We start from the raw sequence: 20,068 nt of genomic DNA on the forward strand, positions 1-20,068 counted from the left end.
TCCGTGGCCTCTCAGAGACCTGTCGAAACGTCGATGCTCTGGCCTTCAGCCAAAGTTACGATCGCTTTCTTGACATCGCTCTGGCGCCCGACAATGCCGCGGAACCGCTTCACTTTGCCTTTGCGCACAGTGGTGTTTACAGCCTTAACCTTGACGCCGAAAAGCGCTTCGATTGCAGCCTTGATTTCCGGCTTCGTCGCTTTGCGAGCTACGTTAAAGACGACCTGGTTATGTTCGGAAACAAGGGTCGACTTTTCGGTGATGACTGGGCTGACGATCACGTCATAATGGCGAAGATCGGTCATTTAAAACGCTCCTCGAGTGCTTCGACAGCTGCCTTGGAAAGCACGAGCTTGCCACGACGCAGAATGTCGTAAACATTGATGCCCTGTACTGGCAGAACATCGATGTTCGGGATGTTCGAAGCAGCGCGCTGGAAGTTCACGTCGATTTCTGCGCCGCCAATGAGCAGTGCATTTTCCAGACCGAGCTTTGCGAACTGCGACACAAGCTGCTTTGTCTTGGCTTCGGAAGCTGCCAGATCATCGATGATGATCAGGTCAGATGCCTTTGCCTTAGCCGACAGAGCGTGACGCAAGCCGAGAGCGCGAACCTTCTTTGGCAGATCGTGATCGTGGCTACGAACAACTGGTCCGTGAGCCTGACCACCGCCGCGGAACTGCGGTGCACGTGCTGAATGGTGACGAGCGCGACCCGTACCCTTCTGCTTGTACATCTTTGAACCGGTGCGGCTGATGTCGCTACGGCCCTTGGCATCATGAGAGCCCTGCTGGCGTCGAGCCAGCTGCCAGCGCACAACGCGCTGGAGAATGTCGTCGCGTGGGTCGAGACCGAAGATTTCTTCGTTCAGCTTGACCTGGCCGGCATCCTTGCCTTCAAGTGTTGTAATTGTGAGATCCATTATTCGGCTCCCTCAGTCGCTGCAGTTTCAGAAACTACAGCAGCTTCTACCTTGGCCTGTGCTGCTTGGCGCAGACCAGCTGGCTTGGGAGCATTATCTGGCAGCGATACCTTTACGGCGTCGCGAACGTAGATCCATGCACCCTTTGAACCAGGAACCGCACCGCGAACAAGGATAAGGCCGCGATCGAGGTCTGTAGAAACAACTTCGATATTCTGCGTGGTTACACGGGTCTGCCCCATGTGACCGGCCATCTTCTTGCCTTTAAATACTTTACCTGGGTCCTGACGCTGACCGGTCGAGCCGTGAGCGCGGTGGGTAACTGAGTTACCGTGCGAAGCACGATGACCAGCAAAGTTATGACGCTTCATAACACCGGCAAAGCCCTTACCGATCGAAGTACCCGTCACGTCGACCTTCTGGCCAGCGACGAAATGTTCGGCTGTGATTTCCGCGCCGACTTCGAGCAGATTGTCAGGAGAAACGCGGAATTCCGCAACTTTCGCCTTAGGCTCAACTTCAGCCTTCGCGAAGTGACCGCGCAGAGCCTTAGTTGTGTTCTTTACCTTGGCAAGTCCAACGCCAAGCTGAACAGCCGTGTAACCATTCTTTTCAACTGTACGCTGAGCTACCACGTGGCAGTCTTCCATACGGAGAACTGTTACTGGTACATGTTCGCCGGCGTCGTTATAGACGCGGGTCATGCCCAGCTTTTGTGCAATAACACCTGAACGCATCGGGTTCGTTCCTTCCGTCCTCAAGCCGATTAAAGCTTGATCTCGACATCAACACCGGCGGACAGATCGAGCTTCATCAGCGCGTCTACAGTCTGCGGGGTTGGGTCAACGATATCGAGAAGACGCTTGTGCGTGCGCATCTCGAACTGTTCGCGGCTCTTCTTATCGATGTGCGGCGACCGGTTTACTGTGAACTTTTCGATCCGCGTTGGAAGTGGGATCGGTCCGCGTACATTTGCACCGGTACGCTTAGCAGTCGACACGATTTCGCGCGTCGAAGCGTCAAGGATCCGATGATCAAACGCCTTAAGGCGAATGCGGATGTTTTGACCGTTCATTTGATCTGTTCCTTGTTACGCGGAGCGTTTCTGGAGAAACGCTCCTGTACAAATCTAATTACTCGATGATCGAAGCGACGATGCCTGCACCAACGGTACGGCCACCTTCACGGATAGCGAAGCGAAGCTTGTCTTCCATCGCAATCGGTACGATCAGCGTTACGTCAACGGTTACGTTGTCGCCTGGCATAACCATTTCCACGCCTTCTGGCAGGGTAACAACACCGGTAACGTCAGTTGTACGGAAGTAGAACTGTGGACGGTAGTTGGTGAAGAATGGTGTATGACGGCCACCTTCGTCCTTGGTTAGAATGTATGCTTCTGCCTTGAACTTGGTGTGTGGCTTAACCGAACCTGGCTTGCAGAGAACCTGACCACGCTCAACGTCTTCACGACCAACGCCGCGAACCAGTGCGCCGATGTTGTCGCCAGCCTGGCCCTGATCGAGCAGCTTGCGGAACATTTCAACGCCGGTAACAGTCGTCTTGCCAGTTGCCTTGATGCCGACGATTTCAACTTCTTCGCCAACCTTGATGATACCGCGCTCAACGCGACCGGTAACAACAGTACCACGACCCGAAATCGAGAACACGTCTTCGATTGGCATCAGGAACGGCTGATCAACAGGACGTTCTGGCGTTGGGATGTAGGTGTCAACAGCGTCCATCAGGTTGCGAATTGCGTCTTCGCCGAGTTCCTTCGAGGAATCTTCGAGAGCTGCAAGAGCCGAACCCTTGATGATTGGCACTTCGTCGCCTGGGAAGTCGTACTTCGAGAGAAGTTCACGAACTTCGAGTTCTACAAGTTCAAGAAGTTCAGCATCGTCAACCTGATCGCACTTGTTCAGGAACACAACGATCGCAGGAACGCCAACCTGACGAGCAAGCAGGATGTGCTCACGGGTCTGTGGCATTGGGCCGTCTGCTGCCGAAACAACGAGGATCGCGCCGTCCATCTGAGCAGCACCGGTGATCATGTTCTTAACATAGTCAGCGTGGCCTGGGCAGTCGACGTGTGCGTAGTGACGTGCAGGGGTTTCATATTCAACGTGTGCTGTCGAAATGGTGATACCACGAGCGCGTTCTTCTGGTGCAGCATCGATCTGGTCGTACGCCTTGAATTCACCAAAGAACTTGGTGATCGCTGCAGTCAGCGAGGTCTTGCCATGGTCAACGTGACCAATGGTGCCGATGTTTACGTGTGGTTTATTACGTTCAAATTTGCTCTTTGCCATCTGAGCTCTCCTAAAATTACAGCCTGCTCAGGCTTTTTACTGTTTGGCGTAATCAGAAATTACGCGAACTTCTTCTGAATTTCCTGTGCGACCGCGGTCGGAACCGGCTCATAGTGGTCGAACTGCATGGTGTACTGCGCACGGCCCTGAGACATCGAACGCAGGTTGTTCACATAACCAAACATGTTGGCGAGTGGAACGTTTGCGTTGACGACCGTAGCAATGCCACGAGCTTCCGTACCGGAAATCTGACCACGACGTGAGTTCAGATCGCCAATTACGTCACCGACGTAATCTTCCGGAGTTACGACTTCGACCTTCATGATCGGCTCGAGGAGCTGAGCACCGGTCTTCTGCGCGCCTTCACGGAATGCAGCGCGAGCAGCGATTTCGAAGGCGAGAACAGACGAGTCAACGTCATGGTATGCGCCGTCGATCAGGGTGGCTTTCACGCCGAGCATTGGGAAGCCAGCAAGTGGACCCGCGCCCATGACGCTTTCGATACCCTTCTGAACGCCTGGGATGTATTCCTTAGGAACAGCACCACCAACGATCTTGGATTCGAAGATGAAGTCATCGCCTTCATGTGGTTCGAAAACGATCTTGACGCGAGCGAACTGACCCGAACCACCCGACTGCTTCTTGTGGGTGTAATCGATTTCAGCAGCACGTGTAATCGTTTCACGGTAAGCAACCTGCGGCGCGCCGACGTTTGCTTCAACCTTAAATTCGCGCTTCATACGGTCAACGAGAATGTCGAGATGAAGCTCACCCATACCAGCGATAATTGTCTGGCCGGATTCTTCATCAGACTTAACGCGGAACGAAGGATCTTCAGCGGCCAGACGGTTGAGCGCGAGGCCCATCTTTTCTTGGTCAGCCTTGGTCTTTGGTTCAATCGCGATTTCGATAACCGGATCTGGGAATTCCATGCGTTCAAGAATAACCGGCTTCAGTGGATCGCAAAGCGTATCACCTGTTGTGGTTTCCTTGAGGCCAGCCAGAGCAACGATGTCGCCTGCGAAAGCTTCTTCGATGTCTTCACGGCTGTTGGAGTGCATCTGCAACATACGGCCGATACGCTCACGCTTGCCCTTAACAGTGTTTTCGAGCGAAATACCCTTGGTCAGCTTGCCCGAGTAAATACGAGCGAATGTGAGCGAGCCAACGAACGGATCGTTCATGATCTTGAATGCGAGCATCGAAAGCGGTGCTTCATCCGAAGATTCACGGGTCGTTTCGGTTTCCGTCTTAACGTCGATGCCCTTAATTGCAGGAACGTCGATTGGTGATGGAAGGAATTCCACAACAGCGTCGAGAAGCGGCTGAACGCCACGGTTCTTGAATGCTGTACCGCAAAGGATTGGATGGAACTTAACGGCAATCGTACCCTTACGGATCAATGCGCGAAGCTGTTCATTCGAAGGCATGTTGCCTTCAAGGTAAGCTTCCATTGCAGCTTCGTCGATTTCCACTGCCAGCTCGATGAGCTTTTCGCGGTACTCTTCAGCCTTATCCTTAAGATCTGCAGGAATTTCACCAACGGTCGCAGCTGCACCGATTGTACCATCCCAAGTCAGGGCCTTCATCTCGATCAGATCGATGACGCCTTCGAACTCGTTTTCAGCGCCAATTGGCAGCTGAACTGGGAGCGCGACTGCACCAAGACGCGAGCCAACCATTTCTACGCAACGGTAGAAGTCAGCACCGATCTTGTCCATCTTGTTAACGAAGACCATACGTGGAACGTGGTACTTCTCAGCCTGACGCCATACGGTTTCAGTCTGTGGCTCAACACCAGCATTCGCATCAAGAAGAGCGATTGCGCCATCGAGAACGCGGAGCGAACGCTCAACTTCGATCGTGAAGTCAACGTGGCCCGGGGTGTCGATGATGTTGAAGCGACGCTTCTTGCCATCCTGACCCTGCCAGAAAGTGGTCGTAGCAGCGGACGTGATGGTGATACCGCGTTCCTGTTCCTGCTCCATCCAGTCCATGGTGGACGCGCCATCATGGGTTTCACCAATCTTGTGGTTCTTACCGGTATAGAACAGAATACGCTCGGTCATCGTCGTCTTACCGGCGTCGATGTGAGCCATAATACCGAAATTGCGGTAGTCTTCGATTTTATATTCGCGGGCCATGTTTTTGCTCTTTGAATAGGGTTCGACGATTACCAGCGGTAATGCGAGAATGCGCGGTTGGCTTCAGCCATGCGATGCGTATCTTCACGCTTCTTCACAGCAGAACCACGGTTGTTTGCAGCATCAAGCAACTCACCGGAAAGGCGATCAATCATTGTGGTTTCGTTACGACCGCGAGCTGCGTTGATCAACCAACGAATGGCAAGCGCCTGGCGGCGTTCTGAACGCACATCGACCGGAACCTGATAGGTTGCACCACCAACGCGGCGCGAACGGACTTCAACGTGCGGAGCGACATTGTCGAGCGCCTGATGGAACAGCGCGACCGGCTCTGACTTCGCCTTGGCTTCAATTGCTTCAAGAGCACCGTAAACAATGCTTTCTGCAACCGACTTCTTACCATGAAGCATAACTGCATTCATGAACTTGGTGATGACGAGATCGCCGAACTTTGGATCCGGATTAATCTCACGCTTATCAGCTTTATGGCGTCTGGACATTTCGTCTCAACTTTCAATTACATCGGGCTCAACTCGCCATTATGGCGGCCGGTATCCCCGGAAAATTCTTACTTAGGACGCTTCGCACCGTACTTCGAACGACGCTGCTTACGGTTCTTAACACCCTGTGTATCAAGTACACCACGAATGATGTGGTAACGCACACCTGGCAAATCCTTGACGCGGCCGCCGCGGATCATAACCACGGAGTGCTCCTGAAGGTTGTGACCTTCACCAGGGATATAACCGATGACTTCAAAGCCATTGGTGAGACGAACCTTGGCAACCTTACGAAGAGCCGAGTTAGGCTTTTTAGGGGTTGTCGTATAAACGCGGGTGCAAACGCCGCGCTTCTGTGGGTTTGCCTGCAGAGCAGGAACCTTATTACGCTTTACCGGCGCAATGCGCGGCTTGCGGATCAACTGGTTTACGGTAGGCATTGAACCTTCCTCTATAAAAAATCTCGTAACAGAGCCCAATAAGGGCCGTTCCACCGGAGTGAACATGCACAAATTCGGGATGAGCCACTCCATCAGCGGCCAACCCGAACAAAAGCAGAGGAAGCAACAGCTTCATGCGAACGGCAAGTTGCATTTCGATCGTAAAACGAACCCTGTTTGAGGCGAACTCCAGAGCGTGTCGCTCCGAAAAGACCAGCCTCACATCGGCTCAGATGGGCTGCTGATACGCGTTAACGGGCGTTTCGTCAAGGGCAACGGGGTAAGTTTCTTATGGAAGGGCCGCAAAACGGGATTTTGGACGACCAATGACAGTCAGTTGGGCCAATTCAATCGGCATATCTCAAATATTTAGGAGACAAAACTGTCATTTTCATGTGTCAGCATAGCATCTGACATCAACAGAGTTTATTGAAGCACATCTGAGTCGAAAAGCAACGCCATTTTAAGGGATTCTTAATGTCATCCACCACCCCATCCACAGAAAATGATTCGCCGCTGGTACATCTGGTCATCGCTGATGTCTGGAATGAAGGTGAAGAAGAATCTATCGAAGTTCATATTCTTCTGAAGTCGAACGAAGACGAAGATTTGGTTCAGACCGTTCTCGCGATCCTCGCAGAAGAAGGCTATAACGAAGCTGAACTGGTTGAGATGGGCACTATCACTGAAGAGCCTGAAGAAGAGCCGCACAAAAGTGCATGGCACACTGCCCTCACCGGCGAAGTTGCACTGATCGAATTTGATGGTGAAGAAGAAGACGAGTAAGTTTTCTCTCCTACATCTGAATGAAAAAGGGCGGTTTCAAACCGCCCTTTTTCTTTTATCCGCCATACAAAAAGGCCGCCTCGAAAGGCGGCCTTATCTATTTCTCTAACAACTTGCCTTATTCGGCTGCGCTGTTGGTCATATCTGCCAGCATCGCATTTGCGTCCGACGAACCAGTCGACTTGCGACGCTCGTCGATAATCAGATCGTCGCGCGCTGTTGCAATGCGACGGATCTGGTTGGTCATGCCACCCGTACCAGCCGGGATAAGACGACCAACGATGACGTTTTCCTTGAGACCCTGTAGCGTATCCATCTTGCCGGCAACTGCGGCTTCGGTAAGAACGCGCGTGGTTTCCTGGAACGACGCTGCCGAAATGAACGACGGTGTCTGCAACGAAGCCTTGGTAATACCAAGCAGAACCGGATTACCAGAACCTGGCTTCTTACCTTCTTCGATCAGACGATCGTTAACTTCATCCAGTTCGATGCGGTCGACATGATCACCAACGAGATAACCCGTGTCACCCGACTCCGTGATCTCAATCTTCTGGAGCATCTGACGAACAATCACTTCGATGTGCTTGTCGTTGATCAAAACGCCCTGAAGACGATAGACTTCCTGGATTTCGTTCACGAGGTAAGAAGCAAGTGCTTCAACGCCCTTGATCGCCAGAATGTCGTGCGGAGCTGGATTACCGTCGAGGATATATTCACCCTTTTCGATAACGTCACCGTCCTGAAGATGGAACGGCTTGCCTTTGGGGATCAGATACTCAACAGGCTCGATCGTATCGTCGTTTGGCTCGATGATGATGCGACGCTTGTTCTTGTAATCGCGACCGAAGCGGACAGTACCATCAATCTCGGCGATGACGGCGTGATCCTTAGGACGACGAGCTTCGAACAGTTCCGCAACGCGTGGCAGACCACCGGTAATATCCTTGGTCTTCGCGCTTTCCATCGGCAGACGCGCAATAACGTCACCCGCATTCACATGAGCACCAGGCTCGAACGAAAGGATCGTTTCAACTGACAGCAGGAAGCGAGCTTCGCCACCCTTCGACAGCTTCTGGATCTTGCCGCTCTTATCCTTGATGACCATAGCAGGCTTGAGATCGGCACCGCGTGGTGTCGAACGCCAGTCAATGATAACGCGCTTTGTGATACCGGTCGACTCATCCGCTGTTTCCGAAACCGAGAGACCATCGACGAGATCTTCGAACTCGACGTAGCCTTCCACTTCCGTAAGAATTGGACGGGTGTATGGATCCCATTCAGCAATACGTTGACCGCGCTTGACTGTATCGCCTTCGTCAACGAACAGACGCGAACCGTAAGTTACACGGTGAACGGCACGTTCCTTGCCCGTTGCATCAACAATCAGAACCGCCATGTTACGGCCCATGACAACGAGGTTGCCATCGGTGTTGCGAACCACATTGCGGTTACGCAACTTAACGGTGCCTTCATACGATGCTTCGAGATACGAGCTATCAACAACCTGAGCAGTACCACCCAAGTGGAAGGTACGCATGGTCAGCTGAGTGCCGGGCTCACCGATCGACTGCGCAGCGATAACGCCAACAGCTTCACCCTGGTTAACCGGCGTACCGCGTGCAAGGTCGCGACCATAGCACTTGGCGCAAACGCCGTTCCGGGTTTGACATGTCAGAGCCGAACGAATGCGGATCGACTGAATGCCAACCTTCTCGATAACTTCGACGTCCTTTTCATCGATCATACGGCCAGCTTCAACGATAACATCGCCGGTGGCTGGATTGATGATCGGATCAAGAGCCGTACGACCCAGAACGCGCTGACCAATTGGTGCAACGATCTGACCAGCATCGACGATTGGCTGCATGGTGAGACCGATTTCGGCGCCGCAATCGACTTCCGAAATGATCGCGTCCTGTGCAACGTCAACGAGACGGCGTGTCAGGTAACCCGAGTTAGCGGTCTTCAAAGCAGTATCAGCAAGACCCTTACGGGCACCGTGTGTCGAGTTGAAGTACTCGTTAACGGTCAGACCTTCTTTAAAGTTCGAGATGATCGGTGTTTCGATAATTTCACCCGACGGCTTGGCCATAAGACCACGCATACCGCCAAGCTGACGCATCTGGTTGACCGATCCACGGGCACCCGAATGCGACATCATGTAAACCGAGTTCATCTGCTTCTGACGGCCAGTCACCGGATCAAACTCAACAGCCTTAATACGGGCCATCATTTCTTCCGTGATCTTGTCCGTCGCCTTACCCCAGGCATCAACAACCTTGTTGTACTTTTCGCCCTGAGTGATCAGACCGTCATTGTACTGCTGTTCATATTCTGTGGTCAGCGCTTCGGTTTCTGCAACGATCTTGGCCTTCGAGTCAGGAATAACCATGTCATCCTTACCGAACGAAATACCCGCGCGACATGCATGGGCAAAGCCGAGCTGCATGATGCGATCGCAGAAAATAACCGTCTCTTTCTGACCGCAATGGCGATAGACGTGGTCGATCATCTTGGAGATGTTCTTCTTCGTCATTTCCTGATTGCAGATATCAAAAGATACGTTTGCATTCTTCGGCAGAAGCTCACCCATAATCAAGCGACCAGGCGTGGTGTCGTAAACCTTGGAAACAGGCTTTCCTTCCGCGTCAACCGTCTTGAAGCGGCCCTTGATCTTCGTGTGAAGCGTGACAACCTTGTTTTCAAGCGCATGCTGAAGTTCGCCCATATCGGCAAAAATCATGCCCTCGCCCGGCTCCTTGTCTGCCACAATCGACAGATAATAGAGGCCAAGAACCATGTCCTGCGACGGTACGATGATCGGCGCACCGTTTGCTGGGTGCAGGATGTTGTTGGTGGACATCATCAGCACGCGTGCTTCAAGCTGAGCTTCAAGCGACAGTGGAACGTGAACAGCCATCTGATCGCCGTCAAAGTCAGCGTTAAACGCTGTACAAACGAGCGGATGCAGCTGGATGGCCTTGCCTTCGATCAGCGTAGGTTCGAATGCCTGAATACCAAGACGGTGCAGCGTAGGCGCGCGGTTCAGAAGAACCGGATGCTCACGGATCACTTCGTCAAGGATATCCCAAACTTCTGGACGTTCCTTTTCAACCAGCTTCTTCGCCTGCTTAACGGTCGAGGAATAACCCTTTGCGTCAAGACGAGCGTAGATGAATGGCTTGAACAGTTCGAGTGCCATCTTCTTTGGAAGGCCGCACTGGTGAAGCTTCAGCTCAGGACCAGTCACGATAACCGAACGACCAGAATAGTCGACGCGCTTACCGAGAAGGTTCTGACGGAAACGACCTTGCTTACCCTTCAGCATATCGGAGAGCGACTTCAGCGGGCGCTTGTTAGCACCGGTGATGACGCGGCCACGACGGCCGTTATCGAACAGCGCGTCAACAGCTTCCTGCAACATACGCTTTTCGTTACGGATAATGATGCCAGGAGCGCGTAGTTCAATCAAACGCTTCAGACGGTTGTTACGGTTGATCACACGACGGTAAAGGTCGTTAAGATCGGACGTAGCAAAACGACCGCCATCAAGTGGAACCAGAGGACGCAGATCCGGTGGGATAACCGGAACGATCTTCATGATCATCCACTCAGGACGGTTGCCAGATTCCATGAAGTTCTCAACGATCTTGAGACGCTTCATCAGCTTCTTGGTCTTCAGTTCCGAGGTGGTTTCTGCAAGATCAACGCGCAGGTCTGCAGCGATGTTTGGAAGATCCATCGAAGCCAGAAGTTCAAAGATAGCTTCTGCACCAATCAGGGCTGTGAACTGATCTTCGCCGAATTCATCGACGGCAATCATGTATTCTTCTTCCGAAAGAAGCTGATGCTCCTTCAGTGAAGTCAGACCTGGTTCGGTAACGATGTAGTTTTCGAAATACAGAACGCGCTCAATATCCTTGAGCGTCATATCGAGAAGCGTACCGATGCGCGATGGCAGCGACTTCAGGAACCAGATATGGGCAACAGGTGCTGCAAGCTCAATATGGCCCATGCGCTCACGACGAACGCGTGACAGCGTCACTTCAACGCCGCACTTTTCGCAGATGATGCCTTTGTATTTCATACGCTTGTACTTGCCGCACAAGCATTCATAATCCTTGATCGGGCCAAAGATACGCGCGCAGAAAAGACCATCGCGTTCAGGCTTGAACGTACGATAGTTGATGGTCTCTGGCTTCTTGATCTCGCCGTATGACCAGGACAGAATCTTCTCAGGGCTGGCAATCGAGATTCTAATGGAATCGAACGTCTGTGCCGGAGCCTGAGGATTGAAAAGATTCATGACCTCTTGGTTCATGCCGTTCTCCTTGAGGGCGATCCGCCGCCCTGTGTGTCGTAGACAACAGGCTGAAAGTCCCTGCCGTCTTGAAAAGAAATCGCGGTATTTCGCAGTATTAACTGCGCATTCCGTTTGGCATTTCGTTCACACAAATCGCTTTACGCTTTTGCTGGAAACACCTTACGGGCGCGCCACGGCAGAACCATGGCGCGCCTTGATACTTTTTATTCCGCCGCGTCCGGAAGTGCCGGCTGCTCGTCACGTGTATCGTCCAACTCAACATTGAGACCGAGCGAACGCATTTCCTTAACGAGAACGTTGAAGCTTTCCGGAATACCGGCTTCAAACGTATCGTCGCCACGAACGATGGCTTCGTAGACCTTGGTACGGCCTGCAACGTCGTCGGACTTGACTGTAAGCATTTCCTGCAGCGTGTAAGCCGCACCATATGCTTCCAGAGCCCAGACCTCCATTTCACCGAAGCGCTGACCACCGAACTGCGCCTTACCACCAAGCGGCTGCTGGGTGACGAGCGAGTAAGGTCCGATAGAACGAGCGTGGATCTTGTCGTCAACCAGATGGTGAAGCTTGAGCATGTAAATGTAGCCCATTGTCACCTGACGGTCGAACGGCTCACCCGTACGTCCATCATACAGTGTCGACTGACCCGAGGTCGCAAGACCTGCATCTGTCAACATCGCATTGATGTCAGCTTCAACCGCACCGTCGAATACCGGCGTTGCGATCGATACGCCGCGCTTCACCTGATTTGCCAGCATGAGGACGGAATCGTCGTCATACGAACGGACAGGTTCATTGCGGTCGTTGTCCGGATAGATGTGCTCCAGAGTATCGCGCAGCGGCTGAATATTTGCCGTCTTGCGATAAACGTCGATCAGCTCACCGATCTTCTTACCCATGCCTGCGCATGCCCAGCCAAGATGTGTTTCCAGAATCTGGCCCACATTCATACGGCTTGGAACACCAAGCGGGTTCAACACGATATCAGCATGCGTACCGTCTTCGAGGAACGGCATGTCTTCTACAGGCAGAATGCGGGAAACCACACCTTTGTTGCCGTGACGGCCAGCCATCTTGTCGCCTGGTTGGATCTTGCGCTTAACAGCAACAAAGACCTTAACCATCTTCATGACGCCTGGAGGCATCTCGTCGCCGCGCTGTACCTTTTCAACCTTATCCATGAAGCGAGCTTCGAGCAGCTTCTTGGATTCGTCGTACTGGCCACGCAGAGCTTCAAGTTCGCCCTGATGCTTTTCGTCTTCGACAGCGAACTGCCACCACTGCGAACGCGGATATTCGGTGATCAGATCACGCGTAATGGTCGTGCCCTTCTTGAAGCCCTTAGGGCCTGCAGCAGCAACCTTACCGTCGATCATATCAACGAGACGGCCGTAAACGTTACGGTCGAGAATAGCCTGCTCGTCGTCGCGATCCTTCGCAAGACGTTCGATCTCTTCGCGCTCAATCGCCATTGCACGTTCGTCTTTTTCAACGCCGTGGCGGTTGAATACACGAACTTCAACGATTGTACCGTATGTTCCCGGAGGCATACGCATTGAGGTATCACGAACGTCAGAAGCCTTTTCACCGAAGATGGCGCGCAGAAGCTTTTCTTCCGGCGTCATTGGGCTTTCGCCCTTCGGTGTGATCTTGCCGACAAGAATGTCGCCAGGATGGACTTCCGCACCGATGTAGACAATACCAGCTTCGTCGAGGTTCTTCAGCGCTTCTTCCGAAACATTCGGAATATCGCGAGTGATTTCCTCAGGTCCAAGCTTCGTATCGCGAGCCGCGACTTCAAATTCTTCGATATGGATCGAAGTGAAGACGTCTTCCGAAACGATCTTTTCAGAAAGAAGGATCGAATCTTCGTAGTTGTAGCCGTTCCATGGCATGAACGCGACGAGCACGTTACGGCCAAGAGCCAGATCACCAAGATCGGTTGACGGACCATCAGCAATGATGTCGCCCTTACCGATTGGATCACCAACGCGTACGAGCGGACGCTGGTTGATACAGGTCGACTGGTTCGAACGCTGGAACTTCTGCAGACGATAGATATCAACGCCAGACTTCGACGGATCGAGGTCTTCAGTCGCGCGGATAACGATACGCGTTGCGTCAACCTGATCGACGATACCACCGCGACGAGCGGCAATAGCGGCACCGGAGTCACGCGCAACAACTGCTTCCATACCTGTTCCAACGAACGGTGCTTCTGCACGGACGAGTGGAACAGCCTGACGCTGCATGTTCGAGCCCATGAGAGCGCGGTTCGCATCGTCGTTTTCAAGGAATGGAATAAGCGCTGCTGCAACCGAAACGAGCTGCTTTGGCGAAACGTCCATCAGATCCACGTTTTCACGCGGGGTCATCATCACTTCGCCTGCATGACGGCAGATGACGAATTCGTCAACGAAGCTGCCATTTGCATCCAGCTCTACGTTTGCCTGAGCAACCGAGTGCTTTGCTTCTTCCATAGCCGAAAGATAGACAACGTCGAGCGTTACCTTGCCATCGACAACTTTACGGTATGGGCTTTCGATGAAGCCATACTTGTTGACGCGGGCAAAGGTTGCGAGCGAGTTGATCAGACCGATATTCGGGCCTTCCGGCGTTTCAATCGGGCAGATACGGCCATAATGCGTTGGATGCACGTCGCGGACTTCGAAGCCAGCGCGCTCACGGGTCAAACCACCAGGTCCAAGAGCCGAAAGACGGCGCTTATGGGTGATTTCCGAAAGCGGGTTGGTCTGATCCATGAACTGCGACAGCTGCGAAGAACCGAAGAATTCACGTACAGCCGCAGCAGCAGGCTTCGCGTTGATCAGATCCTGCGGCATGACCGTGTCGATTTCGATCGAGGACATACGTTCCTTGATCGCACGTTCCATACGCAGGAGACCGACGCGATACTGATTTTCCATCAGCTCGCCGACCGAACGTACACGACGGTTACCGAGGTTATCGATATCGTCGATTTCGCCGCGACCATCACGCAGTTCAACCAGCATCTTGACGACGGCAAGAATGTCTTCCTTGCGCAGAACGCGCACGGTGTCTTCTGCATCGAGGTCAAGACGCATGTTCATCTTCACGCGACCAACAGCTGAGAGGTCGTAGCGTTCAGAATCGAAGAACAGCGAGTTGAACATAGCCTCAGCCGAGTCCATTGTCGGCGGCTCACCTGGACGCATCACACGATAAATATCGAAAAGAGCTTCCTGACGGCTTTCATTCTTGTCGACTGCTAGTGTGTTACGGATATATGCACCAATATTGACATGATCAATATCGAGTACATTAATCTCCTCTACGCCTGTGTCGAGAAGCGTCTTAAGAACCTTCTCGTCAATTTCGTCACCGGCTTCGAGATAAATCTCACCCGTTGCGTAATTGACAGTATCTTCAGCAAGATACGCACCAAAGAGATCGTCTTCAGTTGCCTTGATGAACTTCAGGCCCTTTTCAGCAAGCTGCTTCGCAGAGCGAGCGGTCAGCTTCTTACCTGCTTCGAGAACAACTTCACCTGTGTCAGCATCGATAAGATCAGAAATGATCTTCATGCCCTTGAAGCGTTCAACCGAATAAGGAATGCGCCAATTATCACCGTCACGCGAATAGGTGACAGTGTTATAGAACGTCGACAGAATTTCTTCGCCGTCCATGCCAAGCGCCATCAGCAACGTCGTAGCAGGAAGCTTACGACGACGATCGATACGCGCATAGACCACGTCCTTGGCATCGAACTCGATGTCAAGCCACGAACCGCGATAAGGAATAACGCGAGCAGCAAACAAAAGCTTGCCCGAGGAGTGCGTCTTACCCTTGTCGTGATCGAAGAACACACCAGGTGAACGGTGCATCTGCGAAACGATAACACGTTCCGTACCGTTGACGATAAAGGTGCCGTTGTCTGTCATGAGCGGCATATCGCCCATGTAAACGTCCTGCTCCTTGATGTCCTTGATGGACTTCGCACCGGTATCTTCATCAATATCGAACACGATCAGACGCAGCGTCACCTTGAGAGGTGCCGAATACGTCAAATCGCGCTGACGGCATTCGTCAACGTCGAATTTTGGTGCATCGAATTCGTAGCGAACGAATTCAAGCATTGAAGAGCCGGAGAAATCCTGAATAGGGAAAACAGACTTGAAAACGGCCTGCAAACCCTCGTCAGAACGCCCACCAGCTGGTTCCTCAACCATGAGAAACTGGTCGTAGGATGCCTTCTGAACCTCAATGAGGTTAGGCATTTCCGCGACCTCGGGAATCTTACCGAAAAATTTGCGTACGCGCTTGCGACCATTGAAAGAATGGGTCTGAGCCATCGTCGCTCCTCGTTCTATAGCCTTGCGGCTTGCTCACGCCTTGCGGCCTTTATCGTGCGCCGCCTTTCGGCGGTCCTTCTAACGCATGCCCCTTCAAATCTTTTGAATTTGAAGAAAGGATCATGCGTAATCTCTAGTATCAGGGCGACCTTTACGTGTCGTTTTCGACACGTGGCGCCCTAACGGGCTAAACCCGTTTCCTGAAAGCCTCAGCCGAGGCCATCAGAAAAAGGGTTCAAAAAGATCAGAACGTAGTAACCAAAATCGCTCTGACTATGATTTGCATAAAGAGAACCTATTTCCGCGCTTTTCGTTTCTTTTCATGCATTTACTCCAGATGCAAGCCCAGAGTTTAATAAGGATTAAACTGGCGGACGTTTCCGTCCGCCAGAATAAAGAACTTACTTAAGTTCAACCTTAGCACCAGCTGCTTCGAGCTGTGCCTTGATCTTTTCAGCTTCGTCCTTGGAAGCGCCTTCCTTGACAGCCTTAGGAGCTGCTTCAACGAGGTCCTTAGCTTCCTTGAGGCCGAGACCAGTGATCGCGCGAACTTCCTTGATCACGTTGATCTTGTTTGCGCCGCCGTCTGCGAGAACAACGTCAAACTCGGTCTTTTCTTCAGCAGCAGCAGCTGGTGCGCCAGCAGCAGCAGCAACAGCTACAGGAGCAGCAGCAGAAACGCCCCACTTTTCTTCGAGAAGCTTCGAAAGCTCAGCAGCTTCGAGAACTGTCAGAGCCGAAAGGTCTTCAACGATCTTTGCGAGATCAGCCATTTTGGTATTTCCTTAGTTTAAGGTTTGAACTGTTTGAAATGAGAAACGGCCTTAAGCCGCCTCGTTCTTCCGGGCGTGCGCACCAATAACGCGAGCGATCTGGCCCGCTGGAGCGCTGGTAAGTACTGCAAGACGCTGAGCTGGGGTTTGGATCATTCCAACCAGCTTTGCGCGCAGTTCGTCGAGCGATGGGAGCGAAGCAAGCGACTTTACGCCATCGGCGTTAAGTGTTGTTGCGCCCATTGAACCACCAAGAATAACGAGCTTGTCGTTAGTCTTAGCGAACTCGACGGCTACTTTCGGTGCAGCAATCGGATCGTCTGCATATGCAACGACCGTCTGACCTACGAATAGGTCTGAAATGCCTTCCGATTCCGTGCCCTGAAGAGCGATTTTGGCAAGGCGGTTTTTCGCGACTTTAACGGTGCCACCAGCGTCACGCATCTTGGAACGAAGATCGCTCATCTGCGCAACAGTGAGACCGGTATAGTGGGCCACGACGACCGAACCGGACTCTTTGAAAGCGCCGTTCAGCCACGCGACAAATTCGCGTTTTTCCGCTCTATCCACTGTGTCTCTCCAGTAGACAGGACCAGTTTGGCCCTGTCGGGTTGCCTTTGCCAGATTTGCCTTACGGCGCATCTGACGTTCGAGGATCCTGTCCCCTTCAGCTTCACCCGCAAAGCGGACTACACTCAAAGGCAACTACGGTTCAAACCTCGCATGCACTTTCGTGCGAAACAGGGTTATTCCACGTCTCATGCAGGCCATATGTTTAAGGACAACCACCGAAGGTAATTATCCGCCTGCAATCTCGGACAGGATAACCGGACTTTCGTCCGGCTATCCGGATCTTGCGATCCGGAATTTGTGCACATTCGACTGCTTGCACAGTCCGGTAGCGCGACCAACCTCCCCTCAGGAGAGGTAAAGGCTCCGGCAAACCGGAGCCCAAAAATTAAGCGACGACCTTAACGGTAGCCGGGTCGACCTTAACGCCAACGCCCATGCTCGAAGAGATGGATACGCGCTTAACGTATTCGCCCTTCGCAGCCGAAGGCTTCGCCTTGATGACCGCATCAGCAAAAGCTTTGATGTTTTCTTCGAGCTTCTGATCGTCGAAGGAAACTTTGCCAATGCCAGCGTGGATGATACCAGCCTTTTCGACGCGGAACTCAACTGCGCCGCCCTTAGAAGCGGTAACAGCAGCTGCTACGTCAACAGTCACAGTACCGACCTTAGGGTTTGGCATCATGCCGCGTGGGCCGAGAACCTTACCAAGACGACCAACGAGTGGCATCATGTCTGGTGTCGCAATGCAGCGATCGAATTCGATCTTGCCGCCATTAACGATTTCAAACAGGTCTTCTGCACCAACGATATCAGCGCCAGCCTTCTTAGCTTCTTCAGCCTTGTCGCCGCGTGCAAAAACTGCAACGCGAACGGTACGGCCAGTGCCGTTTGGAAGGTTGACAACGCCACGAACCATCTGGTCCGCATGACGTGGGTCAACGCCAAGATTCATAGCGATTTCGATAGTTTCATCGAACTTTGCAACAGCGCGCTCCTTAACGAGGCCGATTGCATCGGACAGGTCGTAAAGCTTGTTGACGTCAATGCCTTCGCGGATTTTAGCTACACGCTTGGAAATCTTTGCCATCGTCTTAGCCCACCACTTCCAGGCCCATCGAACGGGCAGAACCTTCGACCATACGCATAGCTGCTTCAACGTCAGATGCGTTCAGATCTTTCATCTTAGCCAAAGCGATTTCGCGAACCTTTTCGCGCGCAATCGTACCAGCCTTTTCCTTGCCAGGCGCCTTCGAACCGGACTTGAGGTTCGCAGCCTTCTTAAGGAAGTAGGTCACAGGAGGCGTCTTCATCACAAAAGTGAAAGACTTGTCCTGATAATATGTAATCACGACTGGAACAGGCGAACCTTTTTCCATTTCCTGCGTGGCAGCATTGAATGCCTTACAGAATTCCATGATATTGATGCCGCGCTGACCCAAAGCTGGACCAATCGGAGGCGATGGTGTGGCCGAAGCCGCTGCAACCTGCAGCTTCAACTGGCCTGCAATTTTCTTAGCCATTGCATTCTGCCTTCATATAAATGCTGGGAATCCAGCGTTCTCGATTAATGCCGGAAACCCGGCTCTCGACTGACGTCAGTTAAAACTGACTGGCAGCTCGGTGGTGCGAAATCGGCAACCGGCTAAGCCGCCTATCCTCCCACCATTTTTCGTCACTTACGACGAAAACCCTTGCGGGTAACAATCAGACCTTATCGACCTGACTATATTCAAGATCCACAGGCGTCGCACGCCCGAAGATGGAAACTTCAACCTTGAGGCGCGCACGCTCTTCGTCAACTTCCTGAACGATACCATTAAACGACGCAAACGGACCATCGGAAACGCGAACATTTTCACCGATCTCGAAGGTGACCGACGTCTTAGGACGCTCAGCACCATCCTGAACCTGATTCAAGATCAGATCGACCTCTTTCTGCGAAACAGGGACCGGCTTTGAATCACCAAGAAAACCAGTAACACGTGGCGTATTCTTAATCAGCGAAAACACAGCATCGGTCAGCGTCGCCCGCACCAGAACATAACCCGGAAAGAATTTGCGCTCAGCATCAACCTTACGGCCGCGACGAACTTCAACAACCTTTTCGGTCGGCACAACGATCTGCTCAATGAGACCGGAGAGACCCTTCTGGGCAGCTTTCAGCTCGATATCCTCAGCCACCTTCTTTTCGAAGTTGGAATAGGCGTGAACGATGTACCAGCGCGCTGTCATCTCAAAACTCCCCAATCCTGCTTAGCGGCCAAGGCCAAGTATAAATTCTACGCCATAGGCCATAAGCTGATCGGCAAGAAAAAAGAATGTAGCAGCCAAAAAAGCCATAACCACAACCATGATTGTGGAGATGATCGTTTCACGCCGTGTCGGCCAGGTCACTTTCGCCGTCTCGGCGCGAACCTGCTGAAAAAAGGTGATCGGATTCGTCTTAGATGCCATCTGTCACTCTACTTGCTTGGTGAACCGCCATTTTTGAAGCTGAAACACGAATCAAAAACAGGAACCCACGCGTATACGGTACGCAAAGCCGAAGATTCAGCCCCACGCACCGCGTGTCTGTTGACGTTACATAGAATCGATTCCCAAAAAAAACAAGCCCAATAGTTAAAAGAATACCATACAGGCTTATCGGAAATCCGATCCATACGAACATCGCTTGTAGCACCATTCAATCGCACCACAGCGACCTCCCCTGCCCGATCATCAAGTCGGCGGAAAGTTATCGATATCTGACTTAGCAGCTCTAAGCAAAAGCGCCCTTCAGATCAGTCAGCGAAAACGCAGCATTAAAATACAAAAAACGAGCACTCACAGTCAACCCATGAGTACCCGTTAAATGGCAGGGGCAGCAGGGTTCGAACCCGCGACCTACGGTTTTGGAGACCGTCGCTCTACCAACTGAGCTATACCCCTATTTGGCATTCAAGATGCCAGACCGGCGGCATAAC

17 protein-coding genes and 1 tRNA gene are annotated in these 20,068 nt (G+C 52.4%); 1 reads left to right on the plus strand and 17 read right to left on the minus strand.

The features are described 5' to 3' along the window. Positions 1 to 11: 11 nt before the first annotated feature. From RI570_RS01500 to rpsL, 8 genes are all read right to left on the minus strand, one after another. On the minus strand, positions 12 to 305 hold the full coding sequence (locus RI570_RS01500; protein ID WP_007875343.1) for a 50S ribosomal protein L23: 294 nt from the start codon (positions 303 to 305) through the stop codon (positions 12 to 14). Then, complete coding sequence (rplD, locus tag RI570_RS01505) at positions 302 to 922, minus strand: 50S ribosomal protein L4 (RefSeq protein WP_250040993.1); 621 nt, start codon at positions 920 to 922, stop codon at positions 302 to 304. The genes RI570_RS01500 and rplD overlap by 4 nt, the downstream gene beginning before the upstream one ends. Then, positions 922 to 1,659, minus strand: coding sequence for a 50S ribosomal protein L3 (gene rplC, locus RI570_RS01510; RefSeq protein ID WP_313826629.1), 738 nt, complete (start codon positions 1,657 to 1,659; stop codon positions 922 to 924). The genes rplD and rplC overlap by 1 nt, the downstream gene beginning before the upstream one ends. A gap of 29 nt (positions 1,660 to 1,688) precedes the next feature. After that, complete coding sequence (rpsJ, locus tag RI570_RS01515; protein WP_002964363.1) at positions 1,689 to 1,997, minus strand: 30S ribosomal protein S10; 309 nt, start codon at positions 1,995 to 1,997, stop codon at positions 1,689 to 1,691. A 58-nt stretch (positions 1,998 to 2,055) separates the two neighbouring features. Beyond that, positions 2,056 to 3,231: an elongation factor Tu gene (tuf, locus tag RI570_RS01520; RefSeq protein ID WP_310009957.1), complete on the minus strand. Its 1,176-nt coding sequence runs from the start codon at positions 3,229 to 3,231 to the stop codon at positions 2,056 to 2,058. 59 nt (positions 3,232 to 3,290) lie between these two features. Beyond that, entirely contained in the window at positions 3,291 to 5,375 is a 2,085-nt protein-coding gene (fusA, locus tag RI570_RS01525; RefSeq protein WP_313826630.1) for an elongation factor G, read from the minus strand. Between the two features lie 29 nt (positions 5,376 to 5,404). Next, on the minus strand, positions 5,405 to 5,875 hold the full coding sequence (gene rpsG, locus RI570_RS01530; RefSeq protein ID WP_313826631.1) for a 30S ribosomal protein S7: 471 nt from the start codon (positions 5,873 to 5,875) through the stop codon (positions 5,405 to 5,407). Between the two features lie 68 nt (positions 5,876 to 5,943). Continuing rightward, positions 5,944 to 6,315 (minus strand): 30S ribosomal protein S12, encoded by a 372-nt coding sequence (gene rpsL / locus RI570_RS01535; protein ID WP_006471111.1) that lies wholly within the window; start codon positions 6,313 to 6,315, stop codon positions 5,944 to 5,946. A 477-nt stretch (positions 6,316 to 6,792) separates the two neighbouring features. On the opposite strand from rpsL, the gene RI570_RS01540 reads away from it, so the two are divergent. Further along, positions 6,793 to 7,101: a hypothetical protein gene (locus RI570_RS01540; RefSeq protein WP_250044731.1), complete on the plus strand. Its 309-nt coding sequence runs from the start codon at positions 6,793 to 6,795 to the stop codon at positions 7,099 to 7,101. Positions 7,102 to 7,219: 118 nt separating this feature from the next. On the opposite strand, the gene rpoC is transcribed toward RI570_RS01540, so the two are convergent. From rpoC to RI570_RS01585, 9 genes are all read right to left on the minus strand, one after another. Then, positions 7,220 to 11,422 carry a DNA-directed RNA polymerase subunit beta' gene (gene rpoC, locus RI570_RS01545; protein WP_313826632.1) on the minus strand — a complete coding sequence of 1,401 codons (4,203 nt, stop codon included), beginning with the start codon at positions 11,420 to 11,422 and terminating at the stop codon, positions 7,220 to 7,222. Between the two features lie 206 nt (positions 11,423 to 11,628). Continuing rightward, positions 11,629 to 15,759 (minus strand): DNA-directed RNA polymerase subunit beta, encoded by a 4,131-nt coding sequence (gene rpoB / locus RI570_RS01550; RefSeq protein ID WP_313826633.1) that lies wholly within the window; start codon positions 15,757 to 15,759, stop codon positions 11,629 to 11,631. Between the two features lie 401 nt (positions 15,760 to 16,160). Further along, the gene (gene rplL, locus RI570_RS01555) at positions 16,161 to 16,532 is read right to left on the minus strand and encodes a 50S ribosomal protein L7/L12 (protein ID WP_250044721.1); all 372 of its coding nucleotides are present in this window, start codon (positions 16,530 to 16,532) and stop codon (positions 16,161 to 16,163) included. A gap of 51 nt (positions 16,533 to 16,583) precedes the next feature. Next, positions 16,584 to 17,102: a 50S ribosomal protein L10 gene (rplJ, locus tag RI570_RS01560; protein WP_250044736.1), complete on the minus strand. Its 519-nt coding sequence runs from the start codon at positions 17,100 to 17,102 to the stop codon at positions 16,584 to 16,586. A 388-nt stretch (positions 17,103 to 17,490) separates the two neighbouring features. After that, entirely contained in the window at positions 17,491 to 18,192 is a 702-nt protein-coding gene (gene rplA / locus RI570_RS01565; protein ID WP_313826634.1) for a 50S ribosomal protein L1, read from the minus strand. Positions 18,193 to 18,196: 4 nt separating this feature from the next. Next, on the minus strand, positions 18,197 to 18,625 hold the full coding sequence (gene rplK, locus RI570_RS01570) for a 50S ribosomal protein L11 (RefSeq protein ID WP_313826635.1): 429 nt from the start codon (positions 18,623 to 18,625) through the stop codon (positions 18,197 to 18,199). Positions 18,626 to 18,809: 184 nt separating this feature from the next. Then, positions 18,810 to 19,337, minus strand: coding sequence for a transcription termination/antitermination protein NusG (gene nusG / locus RI570_RS01575; protein ID WP_313826636.1), 528 nt, complete (start codon positions 19,335 to 19,337; stop codon positions 18,810 to 18,812). Between the two features lie 21 nt (positions 19,338 to 19,358). Further along, positions 19,359 to 19,559, minus strand: a complete 201-nt coding sequence (secE, locus tag RI570_RS01580; protein WP_094577505.1) for a preprotein translocase subunit SecE — start codon at positions 19,557 to 19,559, stop codon at positions 19,359 to 19,361. A 398-nt stretch (positions 19,560 to 19,957) separates the two neighbouring features. Further along, a tRNA-Trp gene (locus tag RI570_RS01585) sits at positions 19,958 to 20,033 on the minus strand. Positions 20,034 to 20,068 lie beyond the last annotated feature (35 nt).

Origin of the sequence: Brucella pseudogrignonensis (assembly GCF_032190615.1) — a bacterium.
GTDB classification, from domain to species: domain Bacteria; phylum Pseudomonadota; class Alphaproteobacteria; order Rhizobiales; family Rhizobiaceae; genus Brucella; species Brucella pseudogrignonensis_B.

Excerpts from the sequence above, each read along its gene's own strand:
- RI570_RS01500 (WP_007875343.1), bottom strand. The coding sequence starts at position 305 with ATGACCGATCTTCGCCATTATGACGTGATCGTCAGCCCAGTCATCACC.
- rplD (WP_250040993.1), bottom strand. The coding sequence starts at position 922 with ATGGATCTCACAATTACAACACTTGAAGGCAAGGATGCCGGCCAGGTC.
- rplC (WP_313826629.1), bottom strand. The coding sequence starts at position 1,659 with ATGCGTTCAGGTGTTATTGCACAAAAGCTGGGCATGACCCGCGTCTAT.
- rpsJ (WP_002964363.1), bottom strand. The coding sequence starts at position 1,997 with ATGAACGGTCAAAACATCCGCATTCGCCTTAAGGCGTTTGATCATCGG.
- tuf (WP_310009957.1), bottom strand. The coding sequence starts at position 3,231 with ATGGCAAAGAGCAAATTTGAACGTAATAAACCACACGTAAACATCGGC.
- fusA (WP_313826630.1), bottom strand. The coding sequence starts at position 5,375 with ATGGCCCGCGAATATAAAATCGAAGACTACCGCAATTTCGGTATTATG.
- rpsG (WP_313826631.1), bottom strand. The coding sequence starts at position 5,875 with ATGTCCAGACGCCATAAAGCTGATAAGCGTGAGATTAATCCGGATCCA.
- rpsL (WP_006471111.1), bottom strand. The coding sequence starts at position 6,315 with ATGCCTACCGTAAACCAGTTGATCCGCAAGCCGCGCATTGCGCCGGTA.
- RI570_RS01540 (WP_250044731.1), top strand. The coding sequence starts at position 6,793 with ATGTCATCCACCACCCCATCCACAGAAAATGATTCGCCGCTGGTACAT.
- rpoC (WP_313826632.1), bottom strand. The coding sequence starts at position 11,422 with ATGAACCAAGAGGTCATGAATCTTTTCAATCCTCAGGCTCCGGCACAG.
- rpoB (WP_313826633.1), bottom strand. The coding sequence starts at position 15,759 with ATGGCTCAGACCCATTCTTTCAATGGTCGCAAGCGCGTACGCAAATTT.
- rplL (WP_250044721.1), bottom strand. The coding sequence starts at position 16,532 with ATGGCTGATCTCGCAAAGATCGTTGAAGACCTTTCGGCTCTGACAGTT.
- rplA (WP_313826634.1), bottom strand. The coding sequence starts at position 18,192 with ATGGCAAAGATTTCCAAGCGTGTAGCTAAAATCCGCGAAGGCATTGAC.
- rplK (WP_313826635.1), bottom strand. The coding sequence starts at position 18,625 with ATGGCTAAGAAAATTGCAGGCCAGTTGAAGCTGCAGGTTGCAGCGGCT.
- nusG (WP_313826636.1), bottom strand. The coding sequence starts at position 19,337 with ATGACAGCGCGCTGGTACATCGTTCACGCCTATTCCAACTTCGAAAAG.
- secE (WP_094577505.1), bottom strand. The coding sequence starts at position 19,559 with ATGGCATCTAAGACGAATCCGATCACCTTTTTTCAGCAGGTTCGCGCC.